General features: G+C 55.8%; 13 protein-coding genes and 1 other RNA gene. 6 read left to right on the top strand and 8 right to left on the bottom strand.

Annotated features, from left to right (window positions below):
• Together glnE and tfpB are read right to left on the bottom strand one after the other, a co-directional pair.
• Complete coding sequence (gene glnE / locus AC222A_RS12370) at positions 1-2901, bottom strand: bifunctional [glutamate--ammonia ligase]-adenylyl-L-tyrosine phosphorylase/[glutamate--ammonia-ligase] adenylyltransferase (protein ID WP_372747368.1); 2901 nt, start codon at positions 2899-2901, stop codon at positions 1-3.
• Positions 2902-2904: 3 nt separating this feature from the next.
• A complete protein-coding gene (gene tfpB / locus AC222A_RS12365) occupies positions 2905-4686 on the bottom strand; it encodes a type IV pilus assembly ATPase TfpB (protein ID WP_372747367.1) in 1782 nt (593 codons plus the stop codon).
• A gap of 158 nt (positions 4687-4844) precedes the next feature.
• On the opposite strand from tfpB, the gene AC222A_RS12360 reads away from it, so the two are divergent.
• From AC222A_RS12360 to argE, 3 genes are read left to right on the top strand one after another with little or no spacing between them, the layout of a single operon-like run.
• Positions 4845-5522, top strand: a complete 678-nt coding sequence (locus AC222A_RS12360) for a TIGR00153 family protein (RefSeq protein WP_372747366.1) — start codon at positions 4845-4847, stop codon at positions 5520-5522.
• A gap of 29 nt (positions 5523-5551) precedes the next feature.
• Positions 5552-6814 carry an inorganic phosphate transporter gene (locus tag AC222A_RS12355; protein WP_372747365.1) on the top strand — a complete coding sequence of 421 codons (1263 nt, stop codon included), beginning with the start codon at positions 5552-5554 and terminating at the stop codon, positions 6812-6814.
• Between the two features lie 3 nt (positions 6815-6817).
• Positions 6818-7963, top strand: a complete 1146-nt coding sequence (gene argE / locus AC222A_RS12350; protein WP_486775047.1) for an acetylornithine deacetylase — start codon at positions 6818-6820, stop codon at positions 7961-7963.
• Between the two features lie 29 nt (positions 7964-7992).
• Here argE and AC222A_RS12345 read toward each other — a convergent pair whose 3' ends face one another.
• Positions 7993-8616, bottom strand: coding sequence for a 2OG-Fe(II) oxygenase (locus AC222A_RS12345; RefSeq protein WP_486775046.1), 624 nt, complete (start codon positions 8614-8616; stop codon positions 7993-7995).
• 168 nt (positions 8617-8784) lie between these two features.
• On the opposite strand from AC222A_RS12345, the gene ssrS reads away from it, so the two are divergent.
• A non-coding RNA gene (gene ssrS / locus AC222A_RS12340) (6S RNA) lies at positions 8785-8965 on the top strand.
• A 40-nt stretch (positions 8966-9005) separates the two neighbouring features.
• Positions 9006-9593 carry a 5-formyltetrahydrofolate cyclo-ligase gene (locus tag AC222A_RS12335; RefSeq protein ID WP_372759714.1) on the top strand — a complete coding sequence of 196 codons (588 nt, stop codon included), beginning with the start codon at positions 9006-9008 and terminating at the stop codon, positions 9591-9593.
• A 74-nt stretch (positions 9594-9667) separates the two neighbouring features.
• Here AC222A_RS12335 and AC222A_RS12330 read toward each other — a convergent pair whose 3' ends face one another.
• The 3 genes from AC222A_RS12330 to ilvA all read right to left on the bottom strand — a co-directional run bounded on the left by AC222A_RS12330 (position 9668) and on the right by ilvA (position 15756).
• Positions 9668-11335, bottom strand: coding sequence for a ShlB/FhaC/HecB family hemolysin secretion/activation protein (locus AC222A_RS12330; RefSeq protein ID WP_486775045.1), 1668 nt, complete (start codon positions 11333-11335; stop codon positions 9668-9670).
• An 82-nt stretch (positions 11336-11417) separates the two neighbouring features.
• Positions 11418-13556, bottom strand: coding sequence for an OmpA family protein (locus AC222A_RS12325; RefSeq protein WP_372759216.1), 2139 nt, complete (start codon positions 13554-13556; stop codon positions 11418-11420).
• Between the two features lie 682 nt (positions 13557-14238).
• Entirely contained in the window at positions 14239-15756 is a 1518-nt protein-coding gene (ilvA, locus tag AC222A_RS12320; protein ID WP_372750427.1) for a threonine ammonia-lyase, biosynthetic, read from the bottom strand.
• A gap of 148 nt (positions 15757-15904) precedes the next feature.
• On the opposite strand from ilvA, the gene rpiA reads away from it, so the two are divergent.
• Positions 15905-16579 (top strand): ribose-5-phosphate isomerase RpiA, encoded by a 675-nt coding sequence (rpiA, locus tag AC222A_RS12315; protein WP_486775044.1) that lies wholly within the window; start codon positions 15905-15907, stop codon positions 16577-16579.
• Positions 16580-16624: 45 nt separating this feature from the next.
• Here rpiA and AC222A_RS12310 read toward each other — a convergent pair whose 3' ends face one another.
• Positions 16625-19045, bottom strand: coding sequence for a TonB-dependent receptor (locus AC222A_RS12310; RefSeq protein ID WP_372809508.1), 2421 nt, complete (start codon positions 19043-19045; stop codon positions 16625-16627).
• Between the two features lie 442 nt (positions 19046-19487).
• On the bottom strand, positions 19488-19997 hold a 510-nt coding region (locus AC222A_RS12305; protein ID WP_486775043.1), incomplete at its 5' end, for an FAD-linked oxidase C-terminal domain-containing protein.

Here is a 19997-nt window from a genome sequence, read left to right as displayed (position 1 = left end):
CTATTGTTTGTCAGTGTCGCCGGGCGTCATCCACTGCTGCCACTGTGCCATCACAACCCGGCGATGATCGGCCACCTCCGCAGCAGGCGCCAAACCTTTTTCCTCTTGCAGACTTGAACGGTGAACAAAACTGCGGAAGGTCTTGTAGGCATCAATCAGCGCCAGTGCCTGCATTTCATCCAGCAAACCTTCGGCCTGCAGTGATTCGAGAATCCGGATATTGTCGGTATACCGCGTTAATGACGGATACCGATGCGCCTGGGCGAGAACCGCATATTGCACCATAAATTCAATATCAACGATACCTCCCAGCCCCTGTTTCAGCTCGAACTGGCCATTTTTTTCTCCGCTGCCGCCACTGGCCAGATGCGTACGCATGCGCTCGCGCATTTCCACTACCTCGCCACACAGAGCTGCCTCATCGCGGGCTTTGCCAAGTACCGAAGCCCGCAGCGCCTCAAACTGACGCGCCAGCGACGTACCGCCCGCCACCACTCGCGCTCTGACCAACGCCTGATGCTCCCAGGTCCAGGCTGTGTTTTCCTGATAATCAGCAAAGGCTTTGACCGAGGTTACCAACAGCCCCGAATCACCTGACGGCCGCAGACGCATATCCACTTCATACAACTGACCCAAACCGGTATTGGCGGTAAGAATGTGAATCATGCGCTGGCCCAGACGGGTGAAAAACGTAGCACCGTCTACCGCCCGCTTGCCCTCGGTTACGTCGGTACTGCTAACGTCATGAATAAACACCAAATCCAGATCCGAGCCATAACCCAGCTCCAATCCGCCCAATTTGCCATAGGCCACGACGATAAACGGCACGTCGTCAGAGCTGACGCCCGGCAGATCACCGTGACGCGCGCGCAGATCCTGCCAGGCCAGCTGCAACACATAACCCAGCACCACTTCCGCGATATAGGAAAGGTAATCACTGACTTTCATCAAGGGCAGAGTGCCGACGATTTCCGAGGCCGCCACCCGCAACACATGAGCCAGTTTAAAATAGCGCAGCGCCTCCATCAGCGCTTCCTGATCATCCTCTGGAATGCGCAGCATCTGCTGCCGCAGGTCGTTGTAGAGCCCCTCCTGATCAGGAACTGAATACAGGCTGTCCTCGTTGAGCAGCTCGTCGAGCAGTACCGGGTTACGCGCCAGCAGTCGCGAGATCCAGGGGCTGGCATCGCAAAGCCGCACCAGACGACTTAATGCTCCGGGGTTTTCAATCAGCAGCACAAGATAGGCCGTGCGCCGCAAGACGGCTTCCACCAGTGGCAGAATACGCAGATAGCAACGGCCCGGTAGCTCGGCGTCGGTGCAGGCATCGAGCAGACGCGGCAAGAAGTCGTACAGACGCTCGCGACCAATGCTCTGCATACGCTTGACCGTGCCGCCTTCCAGCATCGCCTGAGTCAAGCGCGCCACCTCTTCGGCCTCGTCATAACCGGCGTCGCGCAGCTCCTCCAACAGCGCCGCATCGTCGGCGCTGTGCAGCAGGTCCTCCCAAGGGCGCTCCGACAATTCAATTTCATCGCTTTTTTCAGGGTCTGCAATCACCGCCTCAAAATGTTCGGCTACGCGCTCACGATGGCTGTTCAGCGCGGCGTAATAGCGCTGCCAGTCGCCGTCAAAACCCATCACCCAGGCCAGCGCCACTCGCTCCTTCTTCTCTCTCGGCAGCTGCTGCGTCTGGCGGTCGAGCCATGCCTGAATGGCATGCTCGGTATCGCGTAGGAACAGGTTGGCAGCTTTGAGCTCCTTTACGGCTTCCAGCGGCAGCTGCTCGAGTGCCAACAGCTCGTCTAACACCTTGGTCAAACTGCGCTCCTGCAGGCCCAGTTCACGACCTCCGCGCACCAGCTGAAAGGCCTGGGCGATAAATTCAATCTCTCGAATACCGCCACCGCCCAACTTGATATTGTCCTGTAGCTGTCGACGCTTCACCTCGCGACGGATCATGCCCTTCATCTCACGCAAGGCGTCTATCACCGAAAAGTCCACATAGCGGCGATAGACAAAAGGCGCGAGATCTCTCAACAGGTCGGCGCCCGCCTCCTGATCACCGGCCACCACACGCGCCTTGATCATGGCGTAGCGCTCCCACTCCCGCCCCTGATCCTGGTAGTACTCTTCCATGGCGTCAAAATTGATAACCAGCGGCCCGCTTTGGCCGTAGGGCCGCAGCCGCATATCCACCCGAAAGACAAAACCATCGGCGGTACGCTGATCGAGGCTGGCTATAATCCGCTGCCCCAATTTGATAAAAAACTGCTGATTATCCACCTGCCGAGCACCGCCGACGGTTTCGCCAGACGCCGGGTAGGTAAAGATCAGATCGATATCCGATGACAGGTTCAGCTCGCGGGCACCAAGCTTGCCCATACCGACAACCACCAGCTGCTGGGGCACACCGTCGCGGCTGTGCGGCTCACCCAGTTCGGCGGCCAGCTCGCGGTGATGAAAATCCAAGGCAGCTTGCAAACAGGTTTCCGCCAGCCGCGACAGATCGCCAGTGGTACCGTGAGTATCCGCCAGGCGATTCAGGTCTCGCCAGACAATACGCAGCCACTGCCGATTGCGAAAGCGGCGCAGGTTGCGATCAAGCTCGTCTGCCGAGGAACAAGCCGCCTCATCGAAGGTGAGTGCATAGTCACTGGCCTCCAGCGCACCCGTTTCGGCCATCTCTCGAAACGCTTGTGGCTGCTGACGCAAAAGCTCAAAGAATGCCTGCGAACACGCCAGCATTTTGATCAGCCGGGGGCCAAAAAGCGCGTCGCCAGCTTGCGCTTCGTACCAGGCACGCGTGCTGTCATCACAGCTTGCCAGCAACTGCTCCCAATTGCGCTTGGCATCCAGACGCAGTGCCTCCGGCACCGTTTCCATCAGACTATCACCCATATGTCAGGACCCGCTGTGGGCCGCAGGAGCCACCCGCATCACTTCCGTCACGGTGGTTTCCCCCGCCGCCACTTTCTGCGCGCCGCTGAGACGCAGCGTTTTCATACCGCTCTTGACCGCAGCCTGACGGATGCCAGACAGGTTCATGTCGCCGGATACCAGCTCCTTCACCTCGTCGTCCATGGTCAGCACCTCGTAGATACCCTGCCGTCCATAGAATCCCGTATTGCGACACTCCAGGCAGCCTTCCGCCACATAAAACTGTTTTGGCGATTCTGCGCGCCAAGGCGCAATCAATTGCTGCCAGCCGGCCTCATCCGTGGGCGCCGGCTTTTTGCAATGGGGGCACAACGTTCTCACCAGCCGCTGGGCCATTACACCGAGCACGGTCGCCTTCAGCAGATAAGCGGGCACGTCCAGCTCTAACAGTCGCGTAATAGCGCTGGGCGCATCGTTGGTATGCAGGGTCGCAATCACCAGATGGCCCGTTAGTGCGGCCTGCACCGCCATCTCTGCAGTCTCCTGATCGCGGATTTCGCCGATCATGATGATGTCCGGATCCTGCCGCAGCAGCGCACGAACACCCGAGGCGAAGGTGAGGCCAATCTGGGAATGCACCTGCATCTGATTAAAGGCGCCCTCGACCATTTCTATCGGGTCCTCTATGGTGCAGACATTCACATCCGAGGTAGCCACCTGCTTAAGGCTGGAGTAAAGCGTGGTGGTCTTACCGGAGCCCGTCGGACCAGTCACCAAGACAATACCGTTAGGCTGATTGATCATGGTTTGCCAGCGCTTGAGATCCTCACCCCGCAGCCCCAGCTGATCAAAGCTGCGTAACAGCACCTCAGGGTCAAAAATCCGCATCACCATCTTTTCGCCGAACGCAGTCGGCAGGGTCGACAGGCGCAGCTCTATTTCGCCACCGGCCGGATTTTTAGTCTTCAGACGACCATCCTGCGGACGGCGCTTTTCTGCCAGGTCCATCCGCCCCAGAATCTTCAGACGACTGACCACCGCCGCCATTACGCCAGCCGGCATTTCATAGACATTGTAGAGAGCACCGTCAATGCGAAAGCGCACATTGCCAATGTCCCGGCGCGGCTCGATATGAATGTCACTCGCTCGCTGGTCAAACGCATACTGCAGTAGCCAGTCGACAATTTTGACCACATGACCGTCGTTGGCATCCAGATCCTTGGCAGCGCCCATCTGCAGCAGCTGCTCCAAGTTGGCAACGCTGGATTCCTTGCGCTCAGCGCCCTTTACTCCCATGACCGATTTGGAAAGGGTATAAAACTCCACCGTATAACGGGCAATATCAGTGGGCTTGGTCAACACCTTGCGGATGGGTTTGCGCAACGTCGGCGCCAGGTTGGCTTCCCAGGTGGCCTCGAAGGGGTCACAGACGCCGACGACCACTTCCTGATCGGTAACATCGAGCGCCAGAATGTTGTATCGCTGAGCAAAAGCGTAAGACATAACTTCGGTGATTGTCGGCACATCGATCTTCAGCGGGTCGATATGCCGAAACTCCATCTGGCAGTGATCCGCCAGCCACTGGGTCAGGAATTCTTCCGTCAATTGCTTACCCGGACGCTTGAGGTGCTCCAGCTCGAAGTTAGCAATATGCTCGATGGGGCTGACCGGCTTGCCGTCGCGCTTGGACGTAAAATGCGGGATGCGGCGGAAGTCAGCTACAGAAATATGCCCTTCCTGCTCCAGCCGATTCAGCAGCCCCTTGACAGTCAGGGGGCCAGAAAGTGGGTTCGCCGTAGTCTGCATAGAAAATTTCCGCAATTTTCGCATCATTATCACAGTCAGCAGGCCATAATTACCAGAGGTCATACAGGCCGTCTGACCCGAGCATCTCAAGAAATGTCGACTGTTACAATTTTGTGACAAGTCAGTATACTGGCGGCCTCGCAAAGCAGGAGAGCACAATGGCTGGAAACCCTCTCACGAATCTGTTCGGAAAATCACCGATCGCACCGATCCAGCAGCATATGACCAGTACCAGAGACTGCGCCCAGCTGCTGACCCAGTTTATGGACGCCGCCGTCGCCGGCGACTGGGATCAGGCAAAAACTCACCAGAAGGCCATCGCCAAGCTCGAGAACGAAGCGGACAAGCTCAAGAAGCAGGTTCGCCTGCAGCTGCCCAAGAGCCTGTTCCTTCCCGTGCCACGCTCGGACTTGCTTGATTTGGTGGGGGTGCAGGACCACATTGCCAACCTCGCCAAGGACATCGCTGGACTGATGCTCGGGCGCCAGATGGAAATTCCCGCCAAACTGGTTGAGCTGATGGGGGAATATCTCAAGCTCGCCATCGACACGGTTAATCAGGCTCACCGCGCCATAGACGAGCTGGATGAGCTGCTCGAGAGCGGTTTTCGCGGCCGCGAGGTGGATTTCGTCGAATCACTGATTAACGAACTCGACAAGCTGGAACACGAGAACGACAAGGCTCAGGTCAAGATCCGCGCCGTGCTGTTCAAACTGGAGGCCGAGCTGCCACCAGTGAACGTAATGTTCCTCTATAAAATTATTGACTGGGTCGGAGAGCTCGCCAACGAGGCGCAAAAAGTAGGTTCACGCCTGCAAATTCTTCTCGCCCGCTAAATGCATTTTTAAGTACTCGGGGATAACACATGTCTGTTATTGCAGAACACGGTCAGATATTGCTCATTCTGGCCTGTCTTTTCGGCTTCTTCATGGCCTGGGGTGTAGGCGCTAACGATGTCGCCAATGCCATGGGCACCTCGGTCGGCTCCAAAGCCCTGACCATTAAACAGGCGATTCTCGTCGCCATGGTCTTCGAATTCTGCGGCGCCTATCTGGCGGGCGGGGAGGTCACCTCCACGATCCGCAAAGGCATCATTGATTCCTCCATCTTGGCCGACACGCCGGAGCTATTGGTCTACGGCATGATGTCGTCTCTGCTGGCCGCCGGCACCTGGCTGTTAATAGCCTCCATTATGGGCTGGCCTGTCTCCACCACCCACTCCATCGTGGGCGCATTGGTGGGTTTTGCCGCTGTCGGCATCAGCGTTGACGCCGTATCTTGGGGCAAGGTGGGTCAGATAGCCGCTAGCTGGGTAGTTTCGCCGCTTCTGGCGGGCACCATATCCTTCCTGCTATTTATGAGCGCCCAGCGCTTGATTCTCGACGCGCCCGAACCCTTTAAAGCCGCCAAAAAATACATCCCGTTTTACATGTTTGCCGTCGGCTTTATCATTGCCATGGTCACCATGGTCAAAGGCCTCAAACACATCGGGTTGGGCTTGAGCTTTCAGGAATGTCTGGGCTACGCAGCCCTCGTCGGCCTTGCCGTCATGGGGCTGGGCTACGCGCTTCTGAGCAGAATCAAAGAAGACCCCATTCAAGGGAATTTCCGCTTTGCCAACGTCGAGCGCGTGTTTGCGGTTCTGATGATATTCACCGCCTGCGCCATGGCCTTTGCCCATGGGTCAAACGACGTCGCCAATGCCGTTGGCCCGCTGGCGGCTGTAGTAAGCGTTATTGCCTCCGGCGGTGAAGTAGCCGCCAAATCACCCCTGCCTTGGTGGGTACTGCTGCTTGGTGGCGGCGGTATCGTTGTAGGTCTGGCCACCTACGGCTTTAAAGTCATCGCCACGGTAGGCAAGAAAATCACCGAGCTTACTCCCAGTCGCGGTTTTGCAGCCGAACTGGGCGCGGCCACCACCGTGGTACTGGCCTCGGCCACAGGCCTGCCGATCTCTACCACACACACCTTGGTGGGCGCGATCCTCGGGGTGGGTCTTGCGCGTGGCATCGCCGCACTAAACCTGCGCGTGATTGGCAATATCTTCCTGTCTTGGCTGATCACCCTGCCTGCGGGCGCAGGCCTGGCCATTGTCTTTTTCTTCTTCTTCAAGGGTGTGTTCAGCTAGCCCGTGAACATCCCGGATCTCAAAACCCAGCTGGCAGAGCTGATTGCACTACCCTCCATCAGCTCTGCCTCGCCCCGTCACGACATGGGCAACCTGGCCGTTATTGAACGGCTGGCACAATGGCTGGAAACGCTCGGCTTCGCAGTGCGCATACTGCCCCTACCCGACAACCCCAACAAAGCCAATCTGTTAGCCACTCTGGGAACTGGGCCCGGCGGCCTAGTGCTGGCCGGACATACCGATACGGTGCCATGCGACGAACAGCTTTGGGACAGCAGCCCCTTCACCCTCAGTGAGCGAGACAACCGCTTTTATGGTTTGGGTGCTACGGACATGAAAGGCTTTTTCCCGATTGCGATTGAGGCCGCACGTACCTTCCTCGATACCCCCCTAAAACAGCCATTGATGATTCTGGCCACCGCTGACGAAGAAAGCTCCATGGCCGGCGCACGAGCATTGGCCAGCCAGGGGTTTCCCAAAGCGCGCTATGCAGTTATTGGTGAACCCACTGGCCTGCGACCCATCCGCATGCACAAAGGCATCATGATGGAAGCCGTCCGCCTCCAGGGCCGATCCGGGCACTCTTCAGACCCAGCCTTGGGGCGATCCGCCCTGGACGCCATGCACGACGTCATGACCGAGCTGGTGAATCTACGCAAGGCATTGCAAAGTCGCTACCAGCACAGCGGCTTCACCCTGCCCACGCCGACCCTGAATCTGGGGTGCATCCACGGTGGCGACAACCCAAACCGCATCTGCGGCCAGTGCGAACTACAGTTTGATCTGCGCGGCGTGCCCGGCATGCACAACGACGAGTTGCGCCAGCAAATTCGGCAGCGACTGCAACCCATTGCCGACCACCACCAGGTCAACTTTGAGCTGGTAGACCTTATGCCCGGTATCGAACCCTTTGAACAAGATGCCGATAGCGATCTGGTGAAAGCAGCCGAGCAGCTTAGTGGCCATCAGGCGGATGCGGTTGCCTTCGGAACCGAGGCTGGCTTTATGCAGCAACTCGGCATGGAAACCATCGTCATGGGCCCCGGCTCCATCGACGTGGCGCACCAACCCAATGAGTACCTGGCCCATGAGCAGATTGCACCGGCAGTCGAGCTGCTGCGCGGCCTGATCAAACGATTCTGCCTTTAGCACGCACAGCACACACCGATAGCCCAGCCCTATAACTCTCGCACCCGGAACCAGCCCGCAATACTGTAGCGCCGCCGCACCGCAGGCTTCACTTCATGCGGGAAGCGCTCACTGAAAAACAGCACCAGGCGTCCCATTACCGGCGAGATATTCTCGATAGAGTCGCTATCAAAGTCCCGATACAGCGCCAGCTCGCCGCCCCAGCTATCCTGCCAACGGGGATTCAGGTACAGCACAGTGGAAAGGATTCGGTTAGTGTTACCGGCAAAGGCATCCAGATGTTTTTTGTAAAAGGCTCCTTTTCCGTAGCGCGCAAAATGACACTCGAAATCAAATAGACCCAAGAACACACGCCGGTTCAGCTCCAAGCGCAAGTATTCCATCCAGTGCAAATACGCAGATTCGGCGGGATAGTCGTGGCTGAGCCAGTGAATGGTGTCGGTACGCAGTTTGCTGTTTAAGCGAAAGCTGTCGTCGCGCCCAATACCGGCGCGCCTGAACGCTGCACTGCTGCGCGGCCCGGTGCGCTCATATAAAGCCCACAACAATTCATCAGGCACGCCGGCATCGACCACGCAATAGCCGTCACGCACCAGGGCGCCGGCAATGGCATCAACGTAGTCGGAAAACTCCCCCGCAGGTATGGCGGTCACGGCAGGCACTCAAAAAAGGACGGCGCTTTTTACGGCAAAAGGCATCCACTGTCACGCCTTTTTTGCAAGGCCGGATTCACATAGTTTGCGCGCTTTACCTGTGAAAGATTCACCGGGGAATTGTGGTTTGCCCCTATAGGGGAAAGGGGGGCAATGTTATACTGTGCCACGACCCTGGGATATTCGTCAGACCGCTAGATCCCTGAGCCGATGCTTTAAACCACGGCTGTTTCCAGCCGCTGCTGTTGTGCATGCCCGCGCGAACGGGAAGCCTGATGCAACGCGGAAACCGCCACCTTGAACCCCTGGGTTCAAGGGTCACGCGGCCAACGGTATCTCCGGGGTTTTTACTGCTTGCTCCCGGCCGGCAGTTTGCCCACCATAAGCGCATGACAACGCTCGAAAAAACCAACCTCCGCAAGCAGCTGCGTGCGCAACGCAGGGCGCTTTCAGACGCCGCTCAAAAGGTCGCCAGCCGCGATCTAGATCGCCGCCTGAGAAAATTAACGCCGGCCCGACGTGCCGGACATATCGCGTTTTACCTACCCAACGACGGAGAAATATCACCCCTGCTCACGCTGCAGCGAATGGCGCGCCAGCAGCATGCCTGCTATCTGCCTTGCCTCGCCGGCAAGGCGTTGATATTCAGACGTTTTCACCCCGGCCAGAAATTGCGCCGAAATCGTTTCAACATTCCTGAGCCGCCCCAGCGGCGCGGCAATGCGCGCCCAGCCCACAAACTCGATGTGATATTTTTACCGCTGGTTGGTTTCGATACTCAGGGTAATCGATTGGGAATGGGAGGCGGCTTTTACGATCGAACCTTAAGTCATCTGCCTCGACAGAAAACGCGCAGGCCTTTACTCGTTGGATTGGCACACGACTTCCAACAAGTGGAACGTCTGCCAGTGCAAAGTTGGGATATTCCTCTGGATGTCATTGCGACCGACAGAAGACTTTACTGGTTATCCCGGTGACGAGCCGTCGTAGGGACATTGAACGGAGGTAGCAGATAAACTACCCCACTCGCAAAACACCTACAGGCAGCCACCTAAAAGATGGCTTTTACCACGACAAAGAAATCGGCTTCAGCGCGATCCAGCGCCGCTTCATCCACATTATCCTCTGACAATGATTCCGCAATGACGGCGCGTACCTCAAGCCAATCCCAAGCGCTCAGCGTCGCACGAATACCCGCATCAGCAATGCTGCTTTGATCGCCCAAATCGACCGAACCCAAGGCGCCGGAAGCATTTTCATACTGTGCCGCACCATATTCTGCAAACACTCCACCAGCCAGAGAGAAGTCCCCCAGCTTCCAGGTATGATTGAAACTGAGGTCGGCATGATAGCCGCTATCGCCGACCAGCACGCCCGGAAGATACGCGCTGAGCCTATCAACACCGCCAAGGACCCACTGTTGTTGCTGCGGCAGCTGCTCGTCGCTCAGCTGAGCGTTCAAGGCCAACCTGAAGTTACTGTTGGCGCTGAACGCGTAGATGGCTTCTGCCTTCGGCTTGATAACGACAAATTCAGCCGTTCGCTTACCTACCGCCATCCCGGCAGATTGAGAGTCTGTCCCGAGCGTGCCCTTATCACCACTTATACCGCCCTTTATCGCAGCTCCGAGCTTCCAATTCAGCAAGTTCTCGCGGTGCTGTTTAGCTTTGTGATAGGTCGCACCCACCTCCAGCGTTGCATAACGCTCGTCCTGTACCACCTGATCTATATTTGAGTCGATGAGCGAATCGGTATAATCCAGTCGCTGAGACAGGGTGAAGCGGTGATCGATATCACTGGAAATCACCTGATTGCCTGTTATCGCCAGCTGATCGATTTCCGCATCCAATTCAACGTCCCGTTGGGTGGAGCTGGCTGTCGGTAGACACAACAGGCCACCGAAGCCGCTGGGTACAACACAAGCCGTCGATGGAACACTGATGACACCCAGATCTCGTACATACTGCGAATGACGGCCTTCTATACCGTAGAGCCCAAAACTGTAGGCCTTATCCAGCTTCAACTGAAACTGATGATAATCCTCCCCGTCACGCGACTCACCCCAATCACTTATCGCGTGTTCATAGCCGCCTGACAGCTGAAAACCACTGGAAAAGTCATGTTTGAAACCCAAATCCAGAAAATAACGCCCGGCAAAACGGCTACCCTGATTGCCCAGCTGCACGATGAAATCCGTCGCATCGTGCTCTGCATCAGCTGTTTGGTTAAACACAAGGTCGAGCGCATCCGGCCTTTCAGGCGACGCTTCATAACTTACGCTGTAATCAAGCCCGCTACGCTCAGATTGAATATCCGCCAGCACCTGACGCGTGGAAAACTCTTCACGCGTCAGGTCAACATCACCAGCGAGATCCTTAAAGTGACGCTTTACAACCTCATTACCGCGAATCTCTCCCACCCGCATCTGCACGGCGTGGAGATAGACAACGTTGTTTGCAGGTGCCGAGTAGAGTAATCGCACCAAGAGATTGCCATTGTTATAGCTAGCGGAATTGATCATAAGAATGAGCTGTGACGGTGTTTGTGCTTTTACAAACAGGGCGTCGAGCTCACCGGCACTGAGGCCGTGATTTCCTGTCAGTCTGATTTCGTACTGCCCCAACTTGCGTGCATACGGCAGACTGACTTCGCTGAACGAAGAAATCTGCTGCGATGAAGTCAATACCGGAGGTAGTGCGGGCGGCAAATCAATAGCCATAGTGAATTCCCAATCATTGTCTTTGTTAACAAGCTAAACGATCACTAGAGATGGCGCCGAATCTCGCGGCGCCTCATTCGCATCAGGTGTTGTTGGGTTTAGCGGTGTCCTGCGGGCGGGTGCTTTCCGGCGCTGCTGAGTCAGCCGAATTGCCACTTGTGTTGCGATTGTCGCTAGCATCACGTTCGGCGGCACCCGTCTCTTCGAGAAACTCCAGCACCTCGTCGTAACTACTTTCGGCTTCAGCCGCTTTTTCTTCACGGCGTTTTGCTTCCTCAGCATCCAATTGCGCTTGACGTTCACGCTTCGCCGCTTCCTCCTTAGCACGCTGCTGCTCTTCACGCGCTATTCTTTCCCATTTCTGGGCGTCAGCTCTGGCTTTTTCCAGTTCGGCTCGCGCCTGCTGCTCACTGTTAGGGGAACCTGTGGAGGACTGCTTTGGCAAGCTCGCTGTTGCCTGTTCTGCGCTGCCACCCTGCGCAGTCGCTGCATGCTGCGCCACTCGTCGATTGGCGTTTTCTGCCTTGATCGCAGCGAAGGTTTGCAGATCTACAACGGTGAGCTCCACACGCCGGTTTAGCGCGCGCCCCTCAGGGTAATCCGCACCACTGTCTGTGGTATTCGCAGCGATAGGGACATTTTCACCAAACCCACGGAAGGTCAGCCGCTCGGGCTTAATCCCATAATTCACAAAGTGCGTATAGATGGCGCGGGCGCGTTTGTATGACAGCTCGTCGTTATAGCTGTCGGCACCTTTGGAATCCGTATGTCCATCAATAGCAATCAGGGCATTGGGATGTTTTTCGATGATACGACGCGCTTCCTCCAGCAAAGCCTTCGAGGGCTCGGTAAGATCCAGAGAGTCGAATTCGAAATTGACACCGCGCAAGACCAGCGACGTGTTTTCATCCAGATGGCAACCTGTGACAAACACATCGGCACCTTCGGGTGTATCTGTGCAATCATCGACATCATCACAAATGCCGTCGCTGTCACTGTCGCCTTCGGCACAGTTGGAATCGGCCAGTAGCAGAGTATCCTCACCGCCCGAGTCTCCGCAGGCAAGGCCTTCACACTCGCCACCGCCGGGGCCACTGCCATCGCCATTATCATCGCTTCCGACGTCAACGGATATTCCACCTCCGTCGCCCGAATTATCGCCACTGATGACGGCTCCAGCGACACCATCACTATTGCCGCTATTGTCGCCCGACAACACCGCAACGCCTGCGGTACTGCCGTTACCTGCGTCGTCTCCGTTAATGACACTCACGCCCGAGAAACCACCGTTTCCGGCGTTGTTTCGACTTAGTGCACCAACACCGGCAACGCCCCCGTTGCCCGATTCATCGCCGTTGATCGCCCCCACACCGACCAATCCGCCGTTACCCGCATTGTCCTCGTTAACCGCGCCAACGCCGACCAATGCGCCGTTGCCTGAGCTGCTGCCGCTGATTGCGCTTAAAGCCAGCGTTTCACTATTGCCCGCCTGATCACCCCCAAGCACCGCAACACCCGCGACACTGCCATTACCAGAGTTATCATCACCCGCCACCGAGATGCCGATCAGGTCGCCATTGCCTGAGCCACCGCCGGAAATCACCGCCAGACCAATTAGGCCACCATTGCCGCTCGCACCTGGGGTCAATATAGCGACGCCCGCCAAACCATCGGCCGACGCGTTACCAGAATTGTCGGAACCTGCGATAGCCAAGCCCACGGCCTCATCCGAAAAGCCCGGCAGGGTTACCGCATTGGCCAAGTCAAAATTAAGCGCGTCTCCAACACCCGACAATGCACGCACGGAATCAACAACCGGGACGATCACGGCACCGTCCGGGCCCACGGTGTTGCGAAGCGCATCAACCAATGCGCTGTCGGGAGCCAAGCCCAACATGGTGGTCAACTGATCCAGCCCGAGAAAATCTAGCGGGATAGCCGTACCGCCATCCGGGTTGCCAAAACCCAAAAGCTCGGTGCTGCCCAACGTCAATCCTAACCCGTTTTCCGGTGTAAAAAGGTCCAGCCCTAGCACATCATTGTCGCCGGTACCGGTGGGGTTGAGCACATCAACTTCAACGCCACCACCGCTTGCGCTGCCATTTATAAGTGAATTGAGCCCAGTTTGACTGAGCAGGTCTGAGACGGGGTCTGCGATAGCCAGCTGAGATACGAGGCCGAAAGCTGCAGCACCGACAAGGCGCATGGATCGGGTAAACATTTTATCCCTATAAAAGTAATACGTTTAAAACGTGTGTGCAAAGAAGAAAGTTAAGCGACTCCACGAAAACTGAGACTCATCGCTTATTGGCTACACACCCATAACTTCTGGCACGCGACAGGACTGGCGAAACGTATAACTCATCTACATCCTTTAGTTACAACCCTCTAACGACCATTCCTAGCTCGCCTCGCGGTTTTTAACACAAACAAAAATTCAATGCATCCTATATAAAATATTTCAGTACATGATTTTGCACTGCAAATAAAAAGCTAAAAATATCGCTACGCAATTCGCAGAAATCGCGCGACAGAAATCACGCTGATCTTCTAAAAAAATGTAATAATTTTGAAATAATTGAAAACGTCAGCAAAGAAACATTAGCGCATCGATGGACCAATGCGTGAAATCCGTCCGCCACACAATGCAACACTTTTCAAAAACCTGTCACGATCCGCAACACCAATACACATAATTGGCGCTCACATAGTACGCTTTTGCTTATGCACCAAATTTGTGTCTGATACAGACCCCTTGCGCGCACTCAATCAACGCACGAAAGGCCGCGACATCCAAACGACATTCTTGAAACAACGTCGATTACGTATAAAAGACAAGAGTCAATCGCGTACAGGGCGTCCCAACTCGGGCGGCTAGGAACACACACTGCATGCGATTAGCACTAGCTTAGAAATTGCTGATAGGCAGGATTGTCAGTTTCTTCGTGGTAGGGGTAGTGTAATTGATCCAGATACTCGCCCACCTTGCGACGATCTTTATCTTCGATCTGCATACCCACCAGCACCCGACCATAGGCCGAGCCGTGATTACGATAATGGAACAACGAGATATTCCAGGCTTGCGGTAGCGTTTTTAAAAACTTCATCAACGCACCGGGGCGCTCGGGAAATTCAAATCGATAAAGCCGCTCATTGGTTACCGAGGCAGGCGCGTGTCCGCCAACCATATACCGAATATGAAGCTTGGCCATTTCATTATCAGTCATATCCCAGACCGGATAACCCAGCGCTTTGAGTTCACGCACTAGATCTTGCCGGTCGTTGTTTTCCGGTGAAACCTGCACACCCACAAAAATCTGCGCATCGTTCACATCGCTGAAACGGTAATTAAACTCCGTGATATTGCGTTTTCCCAGAGCGGCACAAAAGCGTTTAAAGCTACCGGGCTTCTCCGGGATCTGTACGCTGAGAATCGCTTCGCGCCGCTCGCCGATCTCCGTTCGTTCCGAGATATAACGCAAGCGATCAAAATTGGTGTTGGCACCGCTATCAATGGCGAGCAAGGTCTGACCTTCGCAGTCATTTTCTGCGACATACTTTTTCAGGCCCGCCAATGCCAGCGCGCCCGCCGGCTCGGCAATGGAGCGGGTATCATCAAAGATATCCTTGATCGCCGCACAAATCTCATCGGTCGAGGCGGTAATTACGCCGTCGATGGTTTTCTTGAGCACGCGAAAGGTCTCTTTGCCAATCTGCGCGACCGCGACACCATCGGCGAACAACCCGACTTCTTTCAGCGTGACGCGACGATTGGCTTCAAGTGCCGCCTTAAGGCAGGCCGCCTCTTCCGGCTCAACCGCGATGACCTTTACCTCTGGCCGCACATACTTGATATAAGCCGCTACCCCAGCCGCCAGGCCGCCACCGCCAACCGGCACAAACACCGCATCCAAGGGCCCCGTGTGCTGACGGAGGATCTCCATACCGATGGTACCCTGACCGGCGATTACTTCCGGGTCGTCATAGGGGTGCACGTAGGTCATGCCTTTTTCGGTCGTGAGCTTTTTGGCATAGGTGGAGGCTTCGTCATAGACATCGCCGTGAAGGATGACCTTGCCACCACGGGATTTTACCGCGTCCACTTTGATCTGCGGCGTCGTCTTGGGCATGACGATGGTCGCCTTCACACCCATTTTGCTGGCAGCCAGTGCCAAGCCCTGTGCATGATTGCCCGCCGACGCCGCTACCACTCCGCGTGCCAACTCTTCCGGCGACAGGCTCGCCATCTTGTTGTAGGCACCGCGCAGCTTGAAGGAAAACACCGGCTGTAGATCTTCCCGCTTTAGCAATACCCGATTGCCGATGCGCGCGGACAGTAGCCGGGCCTCGTCAATCGGTGTCTCGATCGCCACGTCGTAGACTTTGGCTTCGAGAATCTTCTTGATGTATTGCTGTGGCACGGTGGTTCCCCAGTGTGGATTTGCGAAGGGCGCAGTCTATCGTGAATTGGCTTCCGGCCCAACAGCCGCAGTCACTGGCGCTAAATCGCCCCTCGCACCCTAGGGCTCGAAATTCTATAATGCCTTCCTTTACCCAACAGGCATCCCCATGACCCAAGACGAACTCAAGCAGGCGGTAGCAGCCGCGGCCATCAAGGAAGTGAAGCAGGCCATTGAAGACGGTGAAATCATCGGCATAGGCACCGGCTCCACGGCCAACTGCTTTATTGACCTGCTGGCGGGATTCAAACACGACATCAAAGGGACCGTTGCCAGCTCAGAGGCCTCGGCCGAGCGCCTGAAAAAACATGGCATTGAGGTATTTGACCTGAACGCCGTTAACGACGTTGCTGTTTATGTCGATGGTGCCGACGAAACCAACCACCGTCTGGAGCTGATCAAAGGCGGCGGTGCGGCACTGACCCGCGAGAAAATTGTCGCAGCCGTAGCGAAGCAGTTTGTGTGCATTGCTGACGAAAGCAAACTGGTGGATCAGCTTGGCGGCTTTCCGCTGCCTGTGGAAGTACTACCGATGGCGCGCAGCCATGTGGGTCGCGAGCTTGTTAAGCTCGGGGGTGACCCGGTGTATCGCGAGGGTGTTGTGACGGATAACGGCAACATCATTCTCGACGTGTACAACTTCCCTATTGCCACACCGAGAAAAATCGAAGAAAAAATAAACAACATTGTCGGTGTAGTGACTAACGGCATTTTTGCCTGCCGCCCTGCGGACGTTTTACTGCTGGGCACCCAAAACGGCGTCAATCGGATCACACCAAACTAGACGTTTACAAAAAGGCCTCCGGTTGCGGAGGCCTTGCCATTTACGCTAGAAGTTATAGCTGACTTCAACGCCGTAAGTACGCGGCGGGCCGGCAATATACTCATCAAAGCCGAAGTTGGCTTGCAAATTTAGAGCGTAGACGTGGTACTCCTCGTCCGTCAGGTTTTTACCCCACAGCGACACGCTGTAAGACCCGTCATTGGCATACCAGCCCAAGCGACCATTGATCAACCAGTAGGCATCCTGCCGGATTTCCCCATAACCATTGCGGTCGTTGTAGGCGCTGAACCACTGGTCGCCTTGGTAGCTGGCATTGGCATTCACGCTCAGATACCCGCTGTCGGTCAGCAAAATGTCATAATCAGCTGAAACACTGGCGTTAACCGCCGGCGCTGAAATCAGCTCGTTGCCTGACAGGTCAACCTGATCATCTGGATCATCCAGGGTCTCAGTGTTGGCCAAGCTCAGTTCGGAAAACTCGGTTTCCAGAAAACCCACCGCCATTTGTAGAGTCAGACGCTCGGTGGCTCTGGCCCACAGCTCAGCCTCGACACCCTTTATGCTCGACGCCCCGGCATTTTCCAGAAAGTTGGAAATGCCCACCACATTGATGAACTGCTGGTCAGTGTAATCGTAGTAAAAGGCCGCAGCATTCAGGCGCATGCTGTTATCGAGGAGATCGGCTTTGAACCCAACCTCATAGGCATCGATATATTCCGGCGCGGCATAAGCGCCACCATCGATTGTGCGGCTAACGTAGTACACCCCGCCATTAAAGCTGCCGGCACGATAGCCTTTACTGTAGCTGGCGTAAGCCATCCACTCTTCGCTAAAACGATAATCAACACCGATTTTCCCGGTCCACTCTTTTTCTGTGGACTCAAGCTCCGGCGCCGAGGCGGTCGTAAATGGCCCATGGGTATACCCGCCAGCAGTCGCCGCCGATAGGGTGGCCGGGTTAGACAGAATGGCTAACGCCGAATTTGAATCAAGCCGTATCCATCCGTTATCGACACCAGTCGGGTTGCCGGGCACCCAGGTACCTACCGGTTCGCCATCGTCGGTGTATCGAGACAGGTTGAGATAAGGCATCGTGTTGGTATCACGGGTGTAGCGCAAGCCGATATCCATGCCAAAATTCGCGGTGAAATCGAAGCGCATCTGGGTGTAGGCCGCAGCGCTTTCTTTTTCTACATCCATACGATGCACCACCTGGCCAACATCGATCAGGTAGGGCGCATCGCCGAGCGTATCGGGCTTGGCCAACACCACGCGAGGATCAGGGAAATCACTAAAGATCAGGTAGGTGTTGTGCATCGCCAGATCTTCAAAGCCGTAGTACAGGCCGGCAATGATATTGAACATACCGTCAAAGGCGGATGTGAATCGCAGATCCTGACTGTAGCTCTGTGAATCCGACGCCCACAGTATCTCCAGCAAGCCTTTGGGGCCGCCGTCTGTATCCTGCTCTTGATAATAATCTGCATCGAGATAAGAGCTGACTGAGGTGAGGGTATAGTTGTCGGCATTGTAGTTGATGGTAAGAACCGACAGATCGGTACGAGTATTCAGATCACCTGAAGCGTTGGATTCCACCTCGTGAAAGCCGAGACTCTTCGGGCGTGAGTAGCCGGTATAGTCGATATCGTTGCCATCTGGGGTCGGAGTGCGTCCCTCACCCTTGGGCGGCGTACTGGTTCCGTCATTCTTCGACACTGTGTATTTGAATACCGCGTCCCAGCGATCATTGATCAACCAATTCAGCGCCAGGCGACCACCGCGAAAATCCGTGGCGGCACCGTCTTCGCTCTGGCCTTTGATCTCCATCCAGCCGTCATCCTGCTTGATTTTGCCGGACAGGCGCGCGGCCAGTGTACCTGGAATCAGCTCGGCTTCAGCACCGGCCTCCAGGGTGGTGGCGCCAAAGTTACCGGCCCCCGCTTTGAGATAGCGGCTGCCTTCGCCGTCGAAGCGCGGGGTGCGGGTAATGATGTTGATCGCGCCGCCGGTCGTGTTTTTGCCGTACAGGGTGCCCTGCGGACCGCGCAAAACTTCCAGTCGCTCCACATCGAAAAAGCTGGCGCCGTGACTGTAGGTCGGCCCGAGATAAGCTTCATCTACATACACCCCAATCGGGCTGGCCTGATTCGAGCTGTAATCCGACATACTCACGCCACGGATAGAAAAAATCGGCTGGACCTCACCGTAGGCACCGCTGACCTGCATGTTCGGCACCTGCGCGCCGATATCCACGGCACTGTCAAAACCCAGCTTGTCCAGCGAGTCGCCGGAAAGACCAGTAACCGCAACAGGAATATCCTGGGTACTTTCACTTCGCTTCTGGGCGGTAACCAGCACCTCCTCGAGAACCGGCGCGGCACTGACGGAACTAATAAAGGAGGCGGAACTGATAAAGAGGGCAGAAAGGGTTAACAGAGAACGGCGACCGGTTGGCGCAGTTCGCATTTTTATCCATTGTGACAACAGCTTAGATCTCCATCGACAGGTTGTTCAACACTGCACATCGGTACAGCGCTCCGCAAACGGCCGCGATGTTATCACAGACTACATGGGGTATGGGGCTATCCAGTTCGCATTTGTCTACCGGCGAATCTGTGGCGCAAGCACCCGGCACGAACTCGCATTAATTCCGCTACGTCGACGTATGTTTTGTCAATTCTCAGGGATAGACGCAGCCGGAGGATGGCCGCGCACTTCACCACCAACAATTGACTTGCTGGAGGCTGAAATACTTGTGTGAATCGGCAGGCACATCCTAAACCGACCATTGGCAGCTATAGGGCGCTAAATAAAGCACATGGAAGCTCTATCTAGCTGGCAAACCAACTGCGCACTAAAGCTGCTAATTACACTCTTAATGTCGTGACAGTGCTAAAAACGCAGAAGCTTAGTCAAACACTTTGCCCGGATTCATCACCCCTTTGGGGTCAAACACCTGCTTGATCGCCTTCATCGCCGCAATTTCAGCCGCGCTGCGGGTGTATTTCAGGTAGGGCTTTTTGAGCAGACCCACACCGTGCTCGGCAGAAACACTGCCTCCAAAGCGCTCGACGATATCAAACACCTCCAGACTCACTTCGCTGCACTGCTCGAAGAAAGTGGTTTTATCGAGGCTATCGGGCTTAAGGATATTCAGGTGCACATTGCCGTCACCAATATGCCCAAACCAGATAATCTCGAAATCCGGGTAGCGGGCGTTAACCACACTTTCCACCGATTCGAGAAACTGGGGCACCTTGGAAATCACGGTGGAGATGTCATTCTTGTAAGGCGTCCAGCGAGAGATGGTTTCGGAGATATCTTCGCGCAGCCGCCACAGGTTTTTCAGCTGTTCCAGTGACTGGCTCATGACGCCGTCGACCACCCAACCCTGCTCCACCGCCTCTTCAAACAGGGC

The sequence above is a fragment of the Litorivivens sp. genome (assembly GCF_057445395.1).
The sequence above is the reverse complement of the archived record's forward strand: the minus strand, read 5'-3'. Positions and strand labels throughout refer to the sequence as shown.